Origin of the sequence: Citrobacter sp. RHB36-C18 (genome assembly GCF_013814485.1) — a bacterium.
GTDB lineage: Bacteria > Pseudomonadota > Gammaproteobacteria > Enterobacterales > Enterobacteriaceae > Citrobacter > Citrobacter braakii.
This window is the reverse complement of sequence record NZ_CP057125.1, coordinates 3175739-3192858: the sequence shown is the minus strand read 5'-3', so window position 1 is coordinate 3192858 and position 17120 is coordinate 3175739. Positions and strand designations below refer to the sequence as shown.

Sequence of the window (17120 nt, the reverse complement as noted above, 5' to 3'; positions counted from 1 at the left end):
TCAGGGTGGTTCGGAGTTGTTATGTCTTTTGATTCCCTTGGTTTAAACCCTGATATTTTACGTGCCGTTGCCGAGCAGGGTTACCGTGAACCTACCCCTATTCAGCAGCAGGCGATCCCTGCCGTGCTGGAAGGCCGCGATCTGATGGCTAGCGCCCAGACCGGTACGGGGAAAACGGCAGGTTTTACCCTGCCGCTGTTGCAGCACCTGATTACCCATCAGCCGCATGGCAAAAGCCGTCGTCCGGTGCGTGCGCTGATCCTCACGCCAACTCGCGAACTGGCGGCCCAGATTGGCGAAAACGTACGTGATTACAGTAAGTATCTGAATATTCGCTCGCTGGTGGTCTTCGGCGGCGTGAGCATTAACCCACAGATGATGAAGCTGCGCGGCGGTGTGGATGTGCTGATCGCCACGCCTGGTCGTTTGCTCGATCTGGAACACCAGAATGCGGTGAAACTGGATCAGGTTGAGATTCTGGTACTGGATGAAGCTGACCGCATGCTGGATATGGGCTTTATTCATGATATCCGTCGCGTTCTGGCGAAACTGCCGGCAAAACGCCAGAACCTGCTGTTCTCAGCAACGTTCTCTGATGATATTAAGTCGCTGGCCGAAAAGCTGCTGCACAATCCACTGGAAATCGAAGTGGCGCGCCGTAATACCGCGTCAGAGCAGGTGACTCAGCACGTTCATTTCGTTGATAAAAAGCGTAAACGTGAACTGTTGTCGCAGATGATCGGTCAGGGCAACTGGCAGCAGGTGCTGGTGTTTACCCGTACCAAACATGGTGCAAACCATCTGGCGGAACAGCTGAATAAAGACGGCATTCGCAGCGCGGCGATCCACGGTAATAAATCTCAGGGGGCGCGTACGCGTGCGCTGGCTGATTTTAAATCCGGTGATATTCGTGTGCTGGTGGCGACCGATATTGCCGCGCGCGGTCTGGATATTGAAGAGCTGCCGCACGTGGTGAACTACGAGCTGCCAAATGTCCCGGAAGATTACGTGCACCGTATTGGTCGTACCGGTCGTGCGGCCGCTACCGGCGAAGCGTTGTCTCTGGTGTGCGTCGATGAACACAAGCTGCTGCGTGACATCGAGAAGCTGCTGAAAAAAGAGATCCCGCGAATTGCGATGCCAGGCTACGAGCCGGACCCGTCCATCAAAGCCGAGCCGATCCAGAATGGTCGCCAGCAGCGTGGCGGCGGTGGTCGCGGTCAGGGTGGAGCTGGGCGTGGTCAGCAGCCGCGTCGTCAGGATGGCGGTGCGCCAAAAGCGAAACCGCGTAGCGGCGAAGGCAAACCGGCGGGCGATAAGCCTCGTCCACCGCGCCGTCCGCGCAAACCGTCTACAGCGCAGTAATTGCGAGCCCGGCCGAAAGGTCGGGCTTTTCTTTTTGCGACACGTATCAGAAAGTGCCACAATAGTGGCTGTTTATACAGTATTTCAGGTTTTCTCATGGCACTAACGGCTGCGCTAAAAGCGCAAATTGCCGCCTGGTATAAGGCGCTTCAGGAACAGATCCCCGACTTTATTCCCCGTGCGCCGCAGCGGCAGATGATTGCTGACGTCGCGAAAACGCTCACTGGGGAAGAAGGGCGGCATCTGGCAATTGAAGCGCCGACCGGGGTGGGGAAAACGCTGTCGTACCTGATTCCCGGTATTGCCATAGCGCGTGAAGAACAAAAAACGCTGGTGGTCAGTACCGCCAACGTTGCTTTACAGGATCAGATCTACAGCAAAGATTTACCGCTGCTGCGCAAAATTATCCCCGATCTGCGTTTTACCGCCGCGTTTGGTCGCGGGCGTTATGTCTGCCCGCGTAATTTAGCGGCGCTGGCCAGTAGCGAACCCAATCAGCAGGATCTGTTGGCCTTTCTCGACGATGACCTGACGCCCAACAACCAGGAAGAACAAAAGCGCTGCGCCAGGCTAAAAGGCGATCTCGACAGCTACAAGTGGGACGGGCTGCGCGATCACACGGATATCGCTATCGACGACGGACTCTGGCAGCGCCTGAGCACTGATAAAGCCAGCTGTTTGAATCGTAACTGTCACTACTATCGTGAATGCCCCTTTTTTGTCGCCCGCCGTGAGATTCAGGAAGCCGAAGTGGTGGTGGCTAACCACGCGCTGGTGATGGCGGCCATGGAAAGCGAAGCTGTTTTGCCGGAGCCGAAGAACCTGCTGCTGGTCCTTGATGAAGGTCACCATTTGCCGGACGTCGCGCGCGATGCGCTGGAGATGAGCGCAGAAATCAGCGCCCCCTGGTATCGGCTGCAGTTGGATCTGTTTTGCAAATTAGTAGCCACCTGCCTGGAACAGTTTCGTCCAAAAACCACGCCGCCGCTGGCGAATGCCGAGCGTCTGAACGGTCACTGTGAGGAACTGTATGAGCTGATTTCATCGCTCAATAACATTCTTAATCTGTACATGCCTGCGACCCAGGAGGCGGAACACCGCTTCGCGATGGGCGAACTGCCTGCGGAAGTGATGGAGATTTGTCAGCGTCTGGCGAAGCTAACAGAAATGCTGCGCGGTCTGGCGGAACTGTTCCTCAACGATCTCAGCGAAAAAACCGGCACCCACGATATTGTGCGTCTGCATCGGGTTATTTTGCAGATGAATCGGGCTTTGGGCATGTTTGAGGCGCAAAGCAAACTGTGGCGGCTGGCTTCGCTCGCGCAGTCGTCAGGCGCGCCGGTGAGTAAATGGGCGACGCGCGAAGTGCGTGACGGGCAGATCCACGTCTGGTTCCACTGTGTGGGGATCCGCGTGAGCGATCAGCTTGAACGACTGCTGTGGCGCAGCGTACCGCATATTATCGTGACCTCCGCCACGCTGCGTTCGCTCAACAGCTTCTCGCGTTTGCAGGAGATGAGCGGGCTGAAAGAAAAAGCAGGGGACCGCTTTATCGCGCTGGATTCACCGTTTAATCACGTTGAGCAAGGCAAAATCGTCATTCCGCAGATGCGCTACGAACCGTCAATTGATAACGAAGAGCAGCATATCGCGGAAATGGCTGCCTATTTCCGCGAACAGCTGGAAAGTAAAAAGCATCAGGGCATGCTGGTACTCTTTGCCAGCGGTCGGGCAATGCAGCGTTTTCTTGAGCACGTTACCGATCTGCGCCTGCTGTTGCTGGTACAGGGCGACCAGCCGCGCTATCGACTGGTGGAGCTGCACCGCAAGCGGGTGACCAACGGCGAGCGTAGCGTACTGATTGGGCTGCAATCTTTTGCCGAAGGTCTGGATTTGAAAGGCGACTTGCTGACCCAGGTGCATATTCACAAAATTGCTTTTCCGCCTATCGACAGCCCGGTGGTGATCACCGAGGGCGAGTGGCTGAAAAGCCTGAACCGCTACCCCTTTGAGGTGCAGAGCTTGCCCGCGGCGTCGTTCAATCTGATCCAGCAGGTTGGGCGACTCATTCGTAGCCACGGCTGCTGGGGAGAAGTGGTTATTTATGACAAGCGTTTATTGACCAAAAGCTATGGCAAGCGTTTACTGAACGCATTACCCATATTTCCGATAGAGCAACCTGCTGTGCCAGACGTTATAGTAAAACCAAAAGAAAAAGCGAAACCCACGCGTCGCCGTCGGCGTTAACGATGCGAGCAACAGGCAAGGAGTTATCGATGGATTACCGCAAAATCATCAAAGAGATTGGGCGAGGAAAAAATCACGCGCGTGACCTGGATAAGGATACCGCTCGCGGACTGTATACCCATATGATGAACGGCGAGGTGCCCGATCTTGAGATGGGCGGTGTACTGATTGCGCTGCGCATTAAAGGCGAAGGCGAAGCGGAGATGCTGGGCTTTTACGAAGCGATGCAGAACCACACCATTCGCCTGACTCCGCCAGTGGCCAAACCCATGCCGATTGTCATTCCCAGCTACAATGGCGCGCGCAAGCAGGCAAATTTGACTCCGCTGCTGGCGATTTTACTGCATAAGCTGGGCTTCCCGGTGGTGGTGCACGGTGTCAGCGAGGATCCAACCCGCGTGCTGACTGAAACCATTTTCGAACTGATGGGGATTGCGCCGACGCAGCATGCCGGGCAGGCGCAGGCAAAGCTGGATGGTCATGAGCCGGTGTTTATCCCGGTGAGTGCGCTGTGTCCTCCGCTGGAAAAACAGCTGGCGATGCGCTGGCGAATGGGCGTGCGTAACAGTGCGCATACGCTGGCTAAATTAGCCACGCCGTTTGCCGAAGATGCCGCGCTGCGTCTTTCCAGCGTTTCCCACCCGGAATACGTATCGCGCGTGGCGAAATTTTTCGGCGATATCGGTGGGCGTGCCCTGTTGATGCACGGTACCGAGGGTGAAGTGTACGCCAACCCGCAGCGCTGCCCGCAGATAAGCCTGATAGATTCGTCCGGCGTGCGAGTGCTACAGGACCGGCAGAGCGAGATGCCCGATGAGCCGGTCCCACTGCCGGTGGCTAAAGACCCGGAAACTACCGCGCGCTGGATTGAGCGTTGTCTGGCGGGCAGTGAGCCGGTTCCGGCATCGCTGAAAATCCAGATGGCCTGCTGTCTGGTAGCAACCGGTGAATCCGCAACGCTGGCTGAAGGACTTGGTCGCGTCGAGCAAAGCTTCTGATTTTTCTTTCTCTCGACGGGTCATTTGCCTGGCCCGTCGCTTCACGCCTTCCGGCAACGTGAAATTTCTGCACGTTTATTGACCTCCTGAGCGCTGTGGCGCAGCATAGTTTGTTGAAAAATAAGAACCACAATCAACACGCGACACAACAGGAGATAACAATGAACAGTGGACATCGCTTCCATGTGCCAACGCTGCACGCCTTTATCCAGGCCGTTTTTCACCAGATGGGAAGCAATGAGCTGGAGGCGCGGCTGGTGGCCGATCATCTGATAGCCTCTAACCTCGCCGGCCACGACTCCCACGGTATCGGCATGATCCCAAGCTATATTCGCTCATTTTCGCAGGGACACCTGCAGATCAACCGCCATGCCAAAGTGGTCAACGATGCGGGAGCGGTGATTACGCTTGACGGCGACTGCGCATTTGGTCAGGTGGCGGCCCACGAGGCAATTACGCTTGGGATCGAAAAAGCGCGCCAGCACGGTATCGCTGCTGTGGCATTACATAATTCGCACCATATTGGACGCATTGGCTACTGGGCGGAGCAATGTGCGGCGGCGGGTTTTGTTTCGGTGCACTTTGTGAATGTGGTAGGGATCCCGATGGTCGCACCGTTTCATGGCCGCGATAGTCGATTTGGCACCAACCCCTTCTGTGTGGTGTTCCCACGTAAAAATACGTTCCCGTTGTTGCTGGACTATGCAACCAGCGCCATCGCGTTTGGCAAAACCCGCGTGGCATGGCACAAGGGTGAGCCGGTGGCTCCGGGATGCCTGATTGATGCTAATGGGGTACCCACAACCGATCCTGCCGTAATGCAGGTCTCTCCGCTGGGGTCGTTGCTGACCTTCGCCCAACACAAAGGTTATGCGCTGGCGGCAATGTGCGAAATTATGGGGGGAGCGCTTTCTGGTGGTAAAACCACACATGAAGAGAGCCTGCAGACCAGCGCGGATGCCATCATTAACTGTATGACGACCATCATTATGAATCCGGAACTGTTTGGCGCGCCGGACTGCGACAACCAGGTCGCGGCATTTGCTAAGTGGGTGAAAGCGTCCCCCCATGCTGAAGATGCCCCGATCCTGTTGCCAGGGGAGTGGGAGGTGAATACTCGTGAAGAACGGCTGGAGCAAGGTATTCCGCTGGATGCCGGAAGCTGGCAGGCGATTTGCGAGGCGGCGTTGCAAATAGGGATGCCAGACGCCGTGTTGCAGGAATTCCGTCAACGACTGGAACACTAAGCAAAAAAAAAGCCCGTCCAGTGGCGGACGGGCAAACAAAGGGTAACAAACAGGGTCAATGAGGGTTGGAGCATTGGGTCGTACAGGTAATCTTTCGGTTATTTATAGATAACCGCGGTGCCGCTCATTTTGTCTTTGCCGATAGCGGAAGTGATGCTGTAACCCGTTGCGCCAGCAGCCGTCGCTTTTTCAGCCAGTTTTGCTTCCAGGCCGTCCAGCGTGGTGGCGCCGTCAGCAGATACCACACCAATTTTGTTCATGTTTTGCGCCTGAGTAGAGGAAACTGGCTCGGCAGCGAAAACGCCAAATGACAGGGTAGACAGAGCGATGGCGGCAACAGCAAATTTGATATTTTTCATGATTAATTTCTCGCAGGTTTGTTCTGTTAGTCAGTGTTCTTTAAGAAGACGTTGTTTCGTCGATGTGAGAAGTATCACGTTTTTTTATGCGAGATAAAATCGAATAGAATTGACGACATCAATCAAAAAAATTGAATGACAAATAACTTATTGAATATTAATAAATTCGAAAGAGGGATTTACAGTTCTTGTCATTGCGCTTTACAGAGAAACCGACAACGGCACATTTTGCTACACAGAGTGCAAAAAAGCGTGCTCGTAAAGGAAATCGTATGCGCTGAAACTTTCGGTAAAGATAAGTCAACGTAGCTGGCTGTCTTTCGAACCTCTGCGATTATATCCTGAAAATGCAGCGCTATGTGAATCTTTATCCTGCTGGCATGTGATGCACAAGCGCACGCCGGGCACGGCCTCCCGTCTGGCCTGAGGGATTGGATTACCACATTCTTCGCATTCATACAGACTTTCCCCCGTCGGTAACTCACCGCGGGCGCGGGCAACAGCATCTTCAATAGTATTGTTGATCTGTTCGTTAACAGCGTCGTCATTTGCCCATCCGGATGCCATACCTACCTCCTGCTGATGTCTACAGAATAAGTATAGCGAATGTGATGGCTGAAAAACGACCACGCGTCAGCGGTATCAGATTTCAGACCATTCGCGCAGCAGGTTATGGTAGAGATTGAGAAGCGACAGGATCTCGCTACTCTCCCCATGACGTGTCTTCAGGGACTGGATGTTTTTATCCAGTTCAAAAAGCATGGCGCGATTTTTATCGTCCCGGATCATCGACTGGATCCACATAAAGGACGCCACCCGAACACCACGGGTCACTGGCGTAACGCAGTGCAGGCTGCTGGAAGGATAAAGTACCAGATCGCCTGCCGGAAGTTTTACCGCATGCTGGCCGTAGGTGTCATTGACCAGCAGCTCTCCTCCCTCATAATCGTCGGGATTACTCAGGAATAAGGTGGCGGAAAGATCTGTGCGCATCCAGCCGTTTTCCGGATGACTACGCACCGCGCCGTCAACGTGAAAACCGTAGGTCTCGTTGTCCTGGTAGCGATTGAACAGCGGTGTGGAGAGCGTTTTCGGTAATGCAGCGGTGAAGAATAACGCGCTGTTGTTCACCGCGTTTTGTACCGCCTGTTGTAAAACGCCGTAACGCTCACTTTGCGTATCCACCTGCTGGTTGTTTTTAACCTGCGCACCCTGAGCGCCGGTGGTTGCGCGTCCATCAACCCAGTCGGCAGCGTCCAGTTGTTCGCGAAACCAGGCGACATCCTGCGCCGACAGAATGCCGGGAATGTGATACATCATCAGTGTTTCTCCTGAAAGTGGGGCTTACGCCCCACGTAAAAGATCAGAAATGCATATTTGCCGTGAGCAGGAAGGTTCTTGGCTCACCCGGATGGTAACGGTATCCGCTCTTGTTAATGGAGGATACATAATCGGTGTCGAACAGGTTATAGACGTTCAACTGGAAATCGAGATTGCGATTCACGCGATAACCCAGTTTCGCGTCGGCGACCCAGTAACCTTCGGTGTAGGATGGCGTACCCACGGCCCCGTCGGAACCGCGATGCATACTGCCCACGTAGCGAGCGCCTGCGCCAACAGAGATATCATCGGTAGCCTGATACTGGTTCCACAGCGTGAACGCATGTTCTGGCGTATACGGCAGGGATGAAGAACCATCCTGAGCAACGTTTTTGCCGCTGTGGATCGTCGCGCGCTGCTGGGTGTAACCCCCAATAACCTGCCATGCGGGAGTGATGTTCCCTGCTACCGAGAGTTCGTAACCTTCAACGCGCTTCTCCCCGTACTGGGAATATGTGCCGTCGTCGTTCTGCTCAACTTCGTTCTCAATATCCGTACGGAAAATCGCGGCAGTTAACAGCAGGCGCTTATCCAGCACCTCCCATTTGGTGCCGATCTCGCTGGTTTTTGCTTTCTGTGGTTTGAAATCGGTACGGTTCGCACTGTTACCGCTTCCGCCCTGAGCGAGGGCAAAGTTGCTGCCGCCTGGCGGTTGCTGAGAAACAGCGTAGTTAATGTAAACGTTACCGTTATCGGTCAGGTGATACAGTGCGCCCGCTTTCCAGTTCACCAGATTGCCTGATTTGGCAGTATCCACGGTGGTGACCGGAGAACCTTTCGCCACGCCTGTCGGACACGCGACCGCGCCGCGACCAGAAGCGCCGCAAGCGGTGGCGCTGTCATATTCCGTGCGGTAATTGTCGAGGCGAATACCACCGTTTAGTTCAAACTCACGGGTAATCTGTAGCGTATCAAAGGCGTATACACCGAAGGTATCGGTTTGCCCGTTAGCATTAGCGCCGTTACGAGACAATCCGCCGATATTCACATTGCTGTCGGGATGATAGATATTTACCGGCGGCGGGGTGATCGGGTTTACACCATAGTTGGTTTGCGTTTCGCGCGTTAGCTCCACGCCGGTGCTGATGTCGTGACTGATGGATCCGGTGTAAAATTTTGAGGTTAGGTTGGTCTGGTTGGTCAGGATCTTATTGCTGACATCTTTGGTATTTGCCAGGCGTGACCAGGTCCAGGTGTCGACGCTGCTGGTGGGTTGAGTGATGTTAGTCGCGCCGCCCATCACCGCCGTCATCAGATAATCCTGCTTAATGCGTGACCAGCGGGTGGTGTTGCGAATAGTGGTGCTGTCGTTCAGGTCATGTTCAAAACGCATCGTTGCGGTATCAGTCGTTGAATCGTCGTAATCCGAGTTGGTACCGTAGAAGTTATGCGTATCCACTTTTCCTGACTGATTCAGTGCAGCAGTCCCCGCGGAAGGTGCGGAATATCCCGGCAGACCGATGGTGGGGACACCGCCATCCGGGGTGTTGTGCTGGGTGACATGCAGATAGTTCAGATACAGTCGGTTCTCAGTGCCTAAGCCAAAGGCGAGAGAGGGGGCCACACCATAACGTTCATTCTTAACGTTATCGCGACCGGCATCATGCGTTTTTTCACCCATCAGGTTTAACCGTGCAGCGGTGGTCTCACCGATGACCTGGTTAATGTCCAGCGTACCACGGCGGAACCAGGCGCTACCGACGCTGGCTGAGGCATCGATCCCTGAGTCGGTGCGCGGCTGTTTGCTGATCATATTGATGGAGCCCGTTGGCGCGCTACGGCCATAGTCGGTGCCGGAGGGGCCTTTGATCACTTCAACCTGTTCGGTATTGAAAGTGTCGCGCGTAACGCTGCCAATATCTCGGATACCGTCGATATAAATACTGTTCGAGGTATCCGCACCACGCATGTACACCGCGTCACCGGTAGTGGAGTTACCGTTCTCACCGGCGAAAAACGCGCCAACACCCGGTACGTTTTTCAGCGCATCGGTCAGATTGGTTGCACCTTGATCCTTAATCACCTGCTCAGAAATCACTGTCATGGTGCGGGTTGTATCCGCTACCGGGCGGGAGAACTTAGGGTCGGCAGACTGCGTTGGGGCGTATAGAGAAGGTTTGGCCGCTTCAACAACCAGCGTATCTTCTTGTTTTTTATCTTGATCGCCCGCGGCGACAGCCTGAGCTACCGGAGACAGGCCAATACACAGACCGGCAAAAAAAGTCAGTGAATGAAAACTACTGGCAGGCAAATTGCGATTTTTATCCATGTTAGTGAGTGACTTATTATTTTTTGAGTAGACGGTTTCACTCGCGCGAAGGGACATCTCTGTGGATGTTATACCCTGCAGGCCTCGCGGGAGTGAATGTGTAATTGATAATGATTTTGATAAGCATTACTAATCAGTGCGACGTTTTAGCATTCATTAATTCAAAAATAAATACATTTATTTACATTGGACTCAAAATTGCTACACGATGATTACAATTTGAGCGGTGAACGACGTGAACAGTAAGGTAGCAAACTGCATTCGGGGTGAATGCAGTTGGGCTAAGGTGAGGGACTACTTATAGATAGTTGCGCTGCCGTACATCTGGTTTTTACCGCCCGCAGAATTGACGACAAAGCCTTTTGCGCCTTGCTCTTCCGCTTTCTCTGCCAGCTTGTCTTCGAGATCGCTCAGGTTAGAGGCTCCGCTAGCGAAAACAGTGCCGGAAGCTTGTAGCTGGCCGGTTTGAGGGCTGGTGTAGGGCTGTGCAGCAAAGGACGCAAATGTCATGCCGGTCAGTACGGTAGCGGCAAGGAATGTGAGGCATTTCTTCATGGTGATATCCTCTGAGAAATAACAGGTCGTGCCTGATAAGTTTAGGCCGTCAGCGGATGACATTTACCGCAAAAAACTGGTGATGAGCTGTCTGTTTTTTGAACAATCAGCAAGCCATCAAATAGGTATAAAAAAAGCAAATTTCCTTGCTGTGTGTTTACCGCGTGGCGTTATGCGGGTATCTTACGCCGCTGTTAAAAGGAGAATGCTATGCCCCCCCAGAAACCGGGATTACACCCACGCAACCGCCACAATGGCCGTTATGATCTTGCGACTTTATGCCAGGTTACACCCGAGTTGACGCAATTTCTCACCCTCACGCCTGGCGGCGAGCAGAGTGTTGATTTCGCGAATCCGCAGGCAGTGAAGGCGCTCAATAAAGCACTGCTGGCGCATTTTTATGCGGTGAAAAACTGGGATATTCCAGACGGTTTTCTGTGCCCGCCGGTTCCTGGTCGCGCTGACTACATTCACCATCTGGCCGACCTGTTAGGTGAAACCAGCGGAACCATTCCGGCAAATGCGAGCGTGCTGGACGTGGGAGTTGGGGCAAACTGTATTTATCCGCTGATCGGCGTGCATGAATACGGCTGGCGATTCACCGGTAGTGAGACCAGTAGCGAAGCGTTTAACAGCGCTCAGGCGATCGTAAATGCCAATCCGGGGTTAACTCGTGCTATTCGTCTGCGTCGCCAGAAAGATGCTACGGCAATCTTCAACGGTATCATTCACAAGAATGAGCAATATGAAGCCACATTGTGTAACCCGCCGTTCCATGATTCTGCGGCTTCAGCCCGCGCCGGAAGCGAGCGCAAACGTCGTAATCTGGGGCAGGATAAAGATGATGCGCTGAACTTTGGCGGGCAGCAGCAGGAGCTGTGGTGTGAAGGCGGTGAAGTGGCATTCATCAAAAAAATGATCGCCGAAAGCCAGGCCTTTGGCCGTCAGGTGATGTGGTTCACCACGCTGGTTTCGCGCGGTGAGAATTTGCCTCCGCTGTACCACGCGTTAACGGATGCGGGTGCGGTGAAAGTGGTTAAGAAAGAGATGGCCCAGGGGCAAAAGCAGAGTCGCTTTATTGCCTGGACCTTTATGGATAACGATCAGCGTCGCCGTTTTATGGCGCGTAAACGCTAAAGCGTTGGCTCGGTTGGCGGCAGCGGTTCGCTTGCTGCCGACGCAGGGCCATTCACCGGTGCAGGCAAGACCTGATAGGTCTGTACCGGCGCGCGTACGTTGGCCAGATCGAAGTATTTCTTCACCTGGCTGTCGAGCGCGAAACGTACCGTCCACTGTTTCAGCGGTAATGTGGTAAATGAGACCCGTAGCGTGAAGGCCGTATTGGTTAACCCCACAATCCCGGCAAACGACGGCTCGCCAATAATCAGCCCGCGAATATCGTCCTGTTCCATCACTGCAGCCACAGCGTCTTTCAACGCCTGATTCGCTTTATCCGCATCCTCATGGCGGTCTACGTCGTAATTGGCGACGACCGATCCAATCCCGCGCACAAAGTTGGCGAAGGTCGTTATCGATGACCAGGGAATGATATGGTACGCCCCGGTGTCCTGACGGACGCCCACAGAGCGGATGGACATCCGTTCAACCGTACCGGTGAGTGGACCGATGGTCACCAGGTCGCCGGTGTTCATACCATTTTCGAACTGAATAAAGATCCCGGTAATAATATCTTTTACCAGCGTTTGCGAGCCGAAAGAGATAGCCAGCCCCAGCGCCCCGGCCCCGGCCAGTAAGGGTGCGATATTGACGCCAATTTCGGATAGCACAATCATGATGGTGATCGTGCTGATGATCACCGCCAGCGCGTTGCGAAACAGCGTCAGCAGGGTGCGGGTACGAGCGCTGGGGAGCGGGCGGCCGTGAATATCGGAAGCCAGACGATTTTCAATCAGGCTGGCAAGGATCGTCCAGCCGATGGCGGAGAAGAATAAAATCAGCGCGATACGGATCAGGATGTCCACCGTTTTTTCTCCTGCGCCGTAATGCAGCCAGTTCCAGAAGTCGAATAATCCCCAGGCATTCAGTAACAGCATTACCGCGACGCACACCGTCAGGATCCTGGCCACGCTTAACGCCGTCGACAGCCAGCCATTCAACCGTTTTTGTAATTCCGGATAGCTGCGCTGGGTGTGTGGAGAAAGGGTAATGGTCTTGGCTATCCAGCGGGAAAGCATACCGGAAACAAAAGCGGCGATCCCAATGATCACCAGGCTGCGCAGCGTAGCGCCCATCATGAATTTCAGGCTGTTGCCAGGATCAAACAGCGAGAAGAAAAACAGCACAATGAAGTAGGCGCTGGCCAGCCAATGCCATACCAGTGCAAAGGCGCGGATAAACAGGCTGAAAAACGCTAACGATCTTTCCGCCAGATTCAGCAAATGCTGCGTTATCTCTTTCTTGTTTCTGAAAATCAGGTACAGCGCCCATAGCGTGATACACAGCATGATGATGACGTTGGCCATCGCGCCGACCTGCACGTTGACCTGATTCGAGATAATGGGAACGGCAACGATAAGTCCGTATCCAATCAGGCTGCTCAATGAACTTAAACGGCGATTCCAGTAGCGCGCACCGGCATCCTGAATGTTAAACGGGCGCAGTTCGGCCACCGTTGGGCAAAATATCAGGCGCAGAATGGCTTTGAAGAACTCAATCAACGCAAAGGCATTGAGAAACAGACTTTGCTGAAAGGCGATAGTGCGGCTACCGGCGTTCATTCTGTCGCTCAGTATCTGCCCGACAAACAAAGTCAGCGCCAACAGAAGCAAATCGATAATGAATGCGCCGATGATCATCGCCGGAAGCTGGAGCCAGTTGCTGCGTTCGCGGTTTTTCCGTCGTGCCCATTGCCCCATTTTGCGATACAGCGGCAGCGCGCACAGGCGAAGCAGCCAGAAAAAACCGAACACTGACGCCGCCAGCATTAAAAAATGGGTCAGGGCATTGGTGAATGTTTGCGGGTTAAAGGTTTTGTGTGGTGCATCGGTAATATTGCGGTAAAGCTGAGCAAAGCGGCTGGAGAGCGCCTCACCGTAGTGGCGGGTGACATCCGTGACGTTTTCCAGCACCGTTTTTTCTTCCGTTAACGTGGGCGGAACAATGGTTGGCACCGGCTCGGCAGGGGGCGCTGTCGCCACTTTGCGTAACTGACCGATCAGTTCCTGGCGCGAGGCGTCATTTTCCAGCACATCAGCCAGTGCGCCGTAGGCCGCTTTCTTCTGTTCAACATCCGGCTCTTTCGCCGGCGCGGTTTGCGCGTTGGTTGACGTTGGCGTAGTGACGCCAGGTATCGTCACCGCCTGAGTCGGGAGACTCACCAGACAAACAAAGATGAACAGGATCCAGCGCATGACTCCTCCCATGAGAAAATAAATTCAAAAGGATAAGTATAGATGTCAGGGCGGGGGAGAAATGAAATGAGAGGATTCTGGTGAAAAACCTCCCTTCAGGCGAAGGGAGGGAGAGCTATCAGGAAACGTGCTGCAAGAATTCCTGTAAACGTTGGCTGGGCGGATTTTCAATCAGGGCCTGCGGATTACCGTCTTCGGCAATACGTCCCTTATCGATGAAAATCAGGCGTGAAGCCACTTTTTCGGCAAAGCCGATTTCGTGGGTCACAATGACCATGGTCATCCCTTCCTCCGCCAGATCCTGCATAACTTTCAGAACTTCGTGGCGCAGTTCCGGGTCCAGCGCTGAGGTTGGCTCATCAAACAGCATCATTTTAGGCTTCACCGCCAGCGCACGGGCGATCGCCACACGCTGCTGTTGACCGCCAGACAGTTCAGAAGGGTAGTGATGCGCACGCTCGGCCAGACCTACTTTCGCCAGCAGCTCTTTAGCCAGTTTCTCGGCCTGTTCTTTATTCGCCCCGCGTACGCGCTGCGGTCCGAACATGACGTTTTCCAGCGCCGTCAGATGCGGGAACAGGTAGAACTGCTGAAACACCATCCCGGCTTCCTGGCGGATTAACCGCTCGTCTACCTTTGGATCGTTTACCTTCAGACCGTCGACGATCAGATCGCCAGAGGTTATCTCTTCCAGTTTGTTAATGCAGCGCAGCAGGGTTGATTTGCCGGACCCGGATGGCCCGATAATTACCACCACTTCGCCCTGCTGAATGTTCAGGTCAATATTGTGCAGCACCTGGGTTGGGCCAAAGTGCTTAGAAACGTTTTTAAATTCAATCACAGGATTTTCATCCTTCTTTCCAGACGACGCAGAATGAAGCTCAGCACCAGCGTAATGATCAGATAGAACACCGCAACGGCGCTCCAGATTTCCAGTGCGCGGAAGTTACCGGCAATGATTTCCTGGCCCTGACGGGTCAGTTCAGCGACGCCAATGACAATAAACAGCGAGGTATCTTTAATGCTGATGATCCACTGGTTGCCCAGCGGTGGCAGCATACGACGCAGCGCGAGAGGTAAAATAACGTGGCGGATAGTCTCTGTACGTGAAAGCCCAAGCGCCAGTCCGGCTTCGCTGAATCCTTTATGGATTGAGAGCACCGCGCCGCGGGTGATTTCCGCAATATAGGCACCGGAGTTGATCATGATGGTGACAACGGCGGCGCTAAAGGGATCAATGCGTAAATCGTTAAATGCCATTGGCAGGGCAAAGTAAATAAACATCACCTGCACAACGATTGGCGTACCGCGAATGACTTCGATAAACACCAGCGCTACGTGGTTGGCTATCCAACCGCCGAAAGTACGCGCAAACCCTGCTGCAAGCCCGATTATCAGACCGCCTGCCAGACCGAGGACCGAGATCCACAGGGTCATTTTGGCGCCTTCAATCAAAAGCGGGATGGCGGGCCAGATGGCACTCCAGTCAAACTGCATATTTCGTTCCTGTTACCGTGGTGAGAAAAGTAATGAGCCATAACGCGATGACTCAAAATTGCAGGCCCGGCGGCGCTGGCGCTACCGGGCGTTACAGAACGTTCTTGTTATTTAGGTTCGGTACCGAACCATTTTTTGTAGATTTCGTTGTATGTGCCGTTCTCTTTCAGCGTTTTCAGCGCGCCGTTCACTTTCTCACGCAGTTCATCGCTGCCTTTCGGGAAGGCGATACCGTACTGCTGGGCTTCCAGGGATTCGCCTACAGCTTTGAACTGACCGTTGCCAGCGGTTTTGATGAAGTAAAGAATGTTTGGCGTGTCGTGCAGCACGGCGTCTGCGCGGTTGGTGCCCAGTTCCATATATGCGTTATCGATATTCGGGAACTGACGCAGATCTTTGGTTTTGATGTTAGCTTTCGCGTAATCAACGGAACCCGTGCCGCTCTTCACTGCGACGACTTTACCATCCAGATCTTTCACGCTTTTCACGTCGTTATTATTCGCTTTGACCATCACTAACAGACCGCTTTTGTAGTAGCCGTCAGAGAAGTCGATCGCTTTTTTACGCTCATCAGTGATGGTGATACCCGCCAGCGCCAGGTCGATATTCTTGGTTTGCAGAGCCGGGATGATGCCGCTGAAATCCATTGGTTTCAGTTCATAATCCAGCTTCAGTTCTTTGGCCACGGCAGCCCACAGATCCACATCAAAACCAACGTATTTGTCACCCTGTTTGAATTCGAACGGTACAAATGCGGTGTCGGTTGCGACAACCAGTTTCTTATCTGCGGCATGGGAGGACACCGCAAAAGCCAGGGTAAGTGCAGCCAGTGAGACTTTTAATACAGACTTCATAGGATTTCCTTTTTTATCCACGGGGCGATCCCCTGCGAGAACATATGACTTAATGAAAAAATCGTGCCAGTTTTGCAACTCATTGTTTTAACAAGAGGGTGTCTCGTTTCTCTGCACAATAAGTAGGGCAAAGTGGGTAATCTGCACTGTTTTGGGGCACTCATTTGGTGCGTACCTGACACAGTGCAAACGGTATGACTATTTAGCGTAAAAATTGTTGATAAAACAATCTTTCGTTAACGATTGTGTGAAGTGATTATTACAAATAATTTACTTTGGAGTGACGAACGATCAATGTCATGCACCATAGATGTGCAAAACCCCCGCCAGGGCGAGGGTTATATAGGTAATTCTTATGTCTGCTGTTATTCAATGTTGGCTTCGATAAACCACAGGAATTTGTCGAGGTCGCGTGAAGCGGCGGTGAAGATATCTGCTGTATCTTCGTCTTTTGCTTCGCTAATGGCTTTACGGACGCTGTTAGCGACGACGGCATAACGATCGGCCAGCTCTTTTAAGTGGTCCTGTACGCTATGGATATCCAGCGGATAGCTTTTCAGAGGCGTTTTGCTGTTAATAACCTGGGTGGTACCCAATGCCACACCGCCTAACTGTACGGCGCGCTCAGCCATGGTATCGAGGTGGTCGGTCAGGGCAGTACGGAAGCCATCGAGCATTTCATGCACAGCAATGAAGTTCGCGCCGCGCATGTTCCAGTGAGCCTGTTTGGTGATCAAAGACAGGTCGATGAACTGGATCACTTGCTGATTCAGCAGCTCTACGGTCGCTTTCTTTTCGCTATCTGTTACATCGTTGCGGGTATAAAGGAGGGCAGATGCTTTTGTTTTTACCAGTTTTGCGGTACTCATATTTTCATATCCTCTTGATAATTATGTCCCAGCTCTTCAACGGGAATAAGTATAGCGTGAATTTTGGATTTATTTTTCTGGTGTTACCTATCACTTTAATAGCAAAGAG

General features: G+C 53.2%; 15 protein-coding genes. 5 read left to right on the top strand and 10 right to left on the bottom strand.

Annotated features, from left to right (window positions below; translation table 11 throughout):
• Nucleotides 1-21 precede the first annotated feature (21 nt).
• The 4 genes from rhlE to HVZ52_RS15335 all read left to right on the top strand — a co-directional run bounded on the left by rhlE (nucleotide 22) and on the right by HVZ52_RS15335 (nucleotide 5857).
• Entirely contained in the window at nucleotides 22-1365 is a 1344-nt protein-coding gene (gene rhlE / locus HVZ52_RS15350; protein ID WP_047415258.1) for an ATP-dependent RNA helicase RhlE, read from the top strand.
• Nucleotides 1366-1461: 96 nt separating this feature from the next.
• Nucleotides 1462-3612, top strand: a complete 2151-nt coding sequence (dinG, locus tag HVZ52_RS15345) for an ATP-dependent DNA helicase DinG (protein WP_046274637.1) — start codon at nucleotides 1462-1464, stop codon at nucleotides 3610-3612.
• A gap of 29 nt (nucleotides 3613-3641) precedes the next feature.
• On the top strand, nucleotides 3642-4610 hold the full coding sequence (ybiB, locus tag HVZ52_RS15340) for a DNA-binding protein YbiB (RefSeq protein WP_181598425.1): 969 nt from the start codon (nucleotides 3642-3644) through the stop codon (nucleotides 4608-4610).
• A 161-nt stretch (nucleotides 4611-4771) separates the two neighbouring features.
• Nucleotides 4772-5857 (top strand): malate/lactate/ureidoglycolate dehydrogenase, encoded by a 1086-nt coding sequence (locus tag HVZ52_RS15335; RefSeq protein ID WP_016152362.1) that lies wholly within the window; start codon nucleotides 4772-4774, stop codon nucleotides 5855-5857.
• A gap of 98 nt (nucleotides 5858-5955) precedes the next feature.
• Here the strand turns inward: HVZ52_RS15335 and ybiJ are convergent, their stop codons facing one another.
• From ybiJ to mcbA, 5 genes are all read right to left on the bottom strand, one after another.
• Complete coding sequence (gene ybiJ / locus HVZ52_RS15330; protein WP_016152363.1) at nucleotides 5956-6216, bottom strand: DUF1471 family protein YbiJ; 261 nt, start codon at nucleotides 6214-6216, stop codon at nucleotides 5956-5958.
• 300 nt (nucleotides 6217-6516) lie between these two features.
• Nucleotides 6517-6783: a DksA/TraR family C4-type zinc finger protein gene (locus HVZ52_RS15325; protein WP_003035233.1), complete on the bottom strand. Its 267-nt coding sequence runs from the start codon at nucleotides 6781-6783 to the stop codon at nucleotides 6517-6519.
• A gap of 75 nt (nucleotides 6784-6858) precedes the next feature.
• Entirely contained in the window at nucleotides 6859-7536 is a 678-nt protein-coding gene (gene ybiX, locus HVZ52_RS15320; RefSeq protein WP_101699859.1) for a PKHD-type hydroxylase YbiX, read from the bottom strand.
• Between the two features lie 43 nt (nucleotides 7537-7579).
• Complete coding sequence (locus HVZ52_RS15315) at nucleotides 7580-9865, bottom strand: catecholate siderophore receptor Fiu (protein ID WP_181598424.1); 2286 nt, start codon at nucleotides 9863-9865, stop codon at nucleotides 7580-7582.
• A 294-nt stretch (nucleotides 9866-10159) separates the two neighbouring features.
• The gene (gene mcbA / locus HVZ52_RS15310; RefSeq protein WP_181598423.1) at nucleotides 10160-10420 is read right to left on the bottom strand and encodes a DUF1471 family periplasmic protein McbA; all 261 of its coding nucleotides are present in this window, start codon (nucleotides 10418-10420) and stop codon (nucleotides 10160-10162) included.
• A gap of 210 nt (nucleotides 10421-10630) precedes the next feature.
• On the opposite strand from mcbA, the gene rlmF reads away from it, so the two are divergent.
• Complete coding sequence (gene rlmF / locus HVZ52_RS15305) at nucleotides 10631-11557, top strand: 23S rRNA (adenine(1618)-N(6))-methyltransferase RlmF (protein WP_047359435.1); 927 nt, start codon at nucleotides 10631-10633, stop codon at nucleotides 11555-11557.
• On the opposite strand, the gene ybiO is transcribed toward rlmF, so the two are convergent.
• From ybiO to dps, 5 genes are all read right to left on the bottom strand, one after another.
• On the bottom strand, nucleotides 11554-13791 hold the full coding sequence (ybiO, locus tag HVZ52_RS15300) for a mechanosensitive channel protein (protein WP_049043042.1): 2238 nt from the start codon (nucleotides 13789-13791) through the stop codon (nucleotides 11554-11556). The genes rlmF and ybiO overlap by 4 nt on opposite strands.
• A 118-nt stretch (nucleotides 13792-13909) precedes the next feature.
• Nucleotides 13910-14632 (bottom strand): glutamine ABC transporter ATP-binding protein GlnQ, encoded by a 723-nt coding sequence (gene glnQ / locus HVZ52_RS15295; RefSeq protein ID WP_003035246.1) that lies wholly within the window; start codon nucleotides 14630-14632, stop codon nucleotides 13910-13912.
• Nucleotides 14629-15288, bottom strand: a complete 660-nt coding sequence (glnP, locus tag HVZ52_RS15290) for a glutamine ABC transporter permease GlnP (protein WP_003035248.1) — start codon at nucleotides 15286-15288, stop codon at nucleotides 14629-14631. The genes glnQ and glnP overlap by 4 nt, the downstream gene beginning before the upstream one ends.
• A gap of 107 nt (nucleotides 15289-15395) precedes the next feature.
• Nucleotides 15396-16142, bottom strand: a complete 747-nt coding sequence (gene glnH, locus HVZ52_RS15285; protein WP_016152370.1) for a glutamine ABC transporter substrate-binding protein GlnH — start codon at nucleotides 16140-16142, stop codon at nucleotides 15396-15398.
• 365 nt (nucleotides 16143-16507) lie between these two features.
• On the bottom strand, nucleotides 16508-17011 hold the full coding sequence (gene dps, locus HVZ52_RS15280; protein WP_006685362.1) for a DNA starvation/stationary phase protection protein Dps: 504 nt from the start codon (nucleotides 17009-17011) through the stop codon (nucleotides 16508-16510).
• Nucleotides 17012-17120: the final 109 nt, after the last annotated feature.

What these genes read in the sequence shown, in the direction of transcription:
- ybiO (WP_049043042.1), bottom strand. Translation starts at nt 13,791, where the DNA reads ATGCGCTGGATCCTGTTCATCTTTGTTTGTCTGGTGAGTCTCCCGACT.
- rhlE (WP_047415258.1), top strand. Translation starts at nt 22, where the DNA reads ATGTCTTTTGATTCCCTTGGTTTAAACCCTGATATTTTACGTGCCGTT.
- rlmF (WP_047359435.1), top strand. Translation starts at nt 10,631, where the DNA reads ATGCCCCCCCAGAAACCGGGATTACACCCACGCAACCGCCACAATGGC.
- dinG (WP_046274637.1), top strand. Translation starts at nt 1,462, where the DNA reads ATGGCACTAACGGCTGCGCTAAAAGCGCAAATTGCCGCCTGGTATAAG.
- HVZ52_RS15335 (WP_016152362.1), top strand. Translation starts at nt 4,772, where the DNA reads ATGAACAGTGGACATCGCTTCCATGTGCCAACGCTGCACGCCTTTATC.
- glnH (WP_016152370.1), bottom strand. Translation starts at nt 16,142, where the DNA reads ATGAAGTCTGTATTAAAAGTCTCACTGGCTGCACTTACCCTGGCTTTT.
- HVZ52_RS15325 (WP_003035233.1), bottom strand. Translation starts at nt 6,783, where the DNA reads ATGGCATCCGGATGGGCAAATGACGACGCTGTTAACGAACAGATCAAC.
- glnP (WP_003035248.1), bottom strand. Translation starts at nt 15,288, where the DNA reads ATGCAGTTTGACTGGAGTGCCATCTGGCCCGCCATCCCGCTTTTGATT.
- ybiB (WP_181598425.1), top strand. Translation starts at nt 3,642, where the DNA reads ATGGATTACCGCAAAATCATCAAAGAGATTGGGCGAGGAAAAAATCAC.
- mcbA (WP_181598423.1), bottom strand. Translation starts at nt 10,420, where the DNA reads ATGAAGAAATGCCTCACATTCCTTGCCGCTACCGTACTGACCGGCATG.
- HVZ52_RS15315 (WP_181598424.1), bottom strand. Translation starts at nt 9,865, where the DNA reads ATGGATAAAAATCGCAATTTGCCTGCCAGTAGTTTTCATTCACTGACT.
- ybiX (WP_101699859.1), bottom strand. Translation starts at nt 7,536, where the DNA reads ATGATGTATCACATTCCCGGCATTCTGTCGGCGCAGGATGTCGCCTGG.
- ybiJ (WP_016152363.1), bottom strand. Translation starts at nt 6,216, where the DNA reads ATGAAAAATATCAAATTTGCTGTTGCCGCCATCGCTCTGTCTACCCTG.
- dps (WP_006685362.1), bottom strand. Translation starts at nt 17,011, where the DNA reads ATGAGTACCGCAAAACTGGTAAAAACAAAAGCATCTGCCCTCCTTTAT.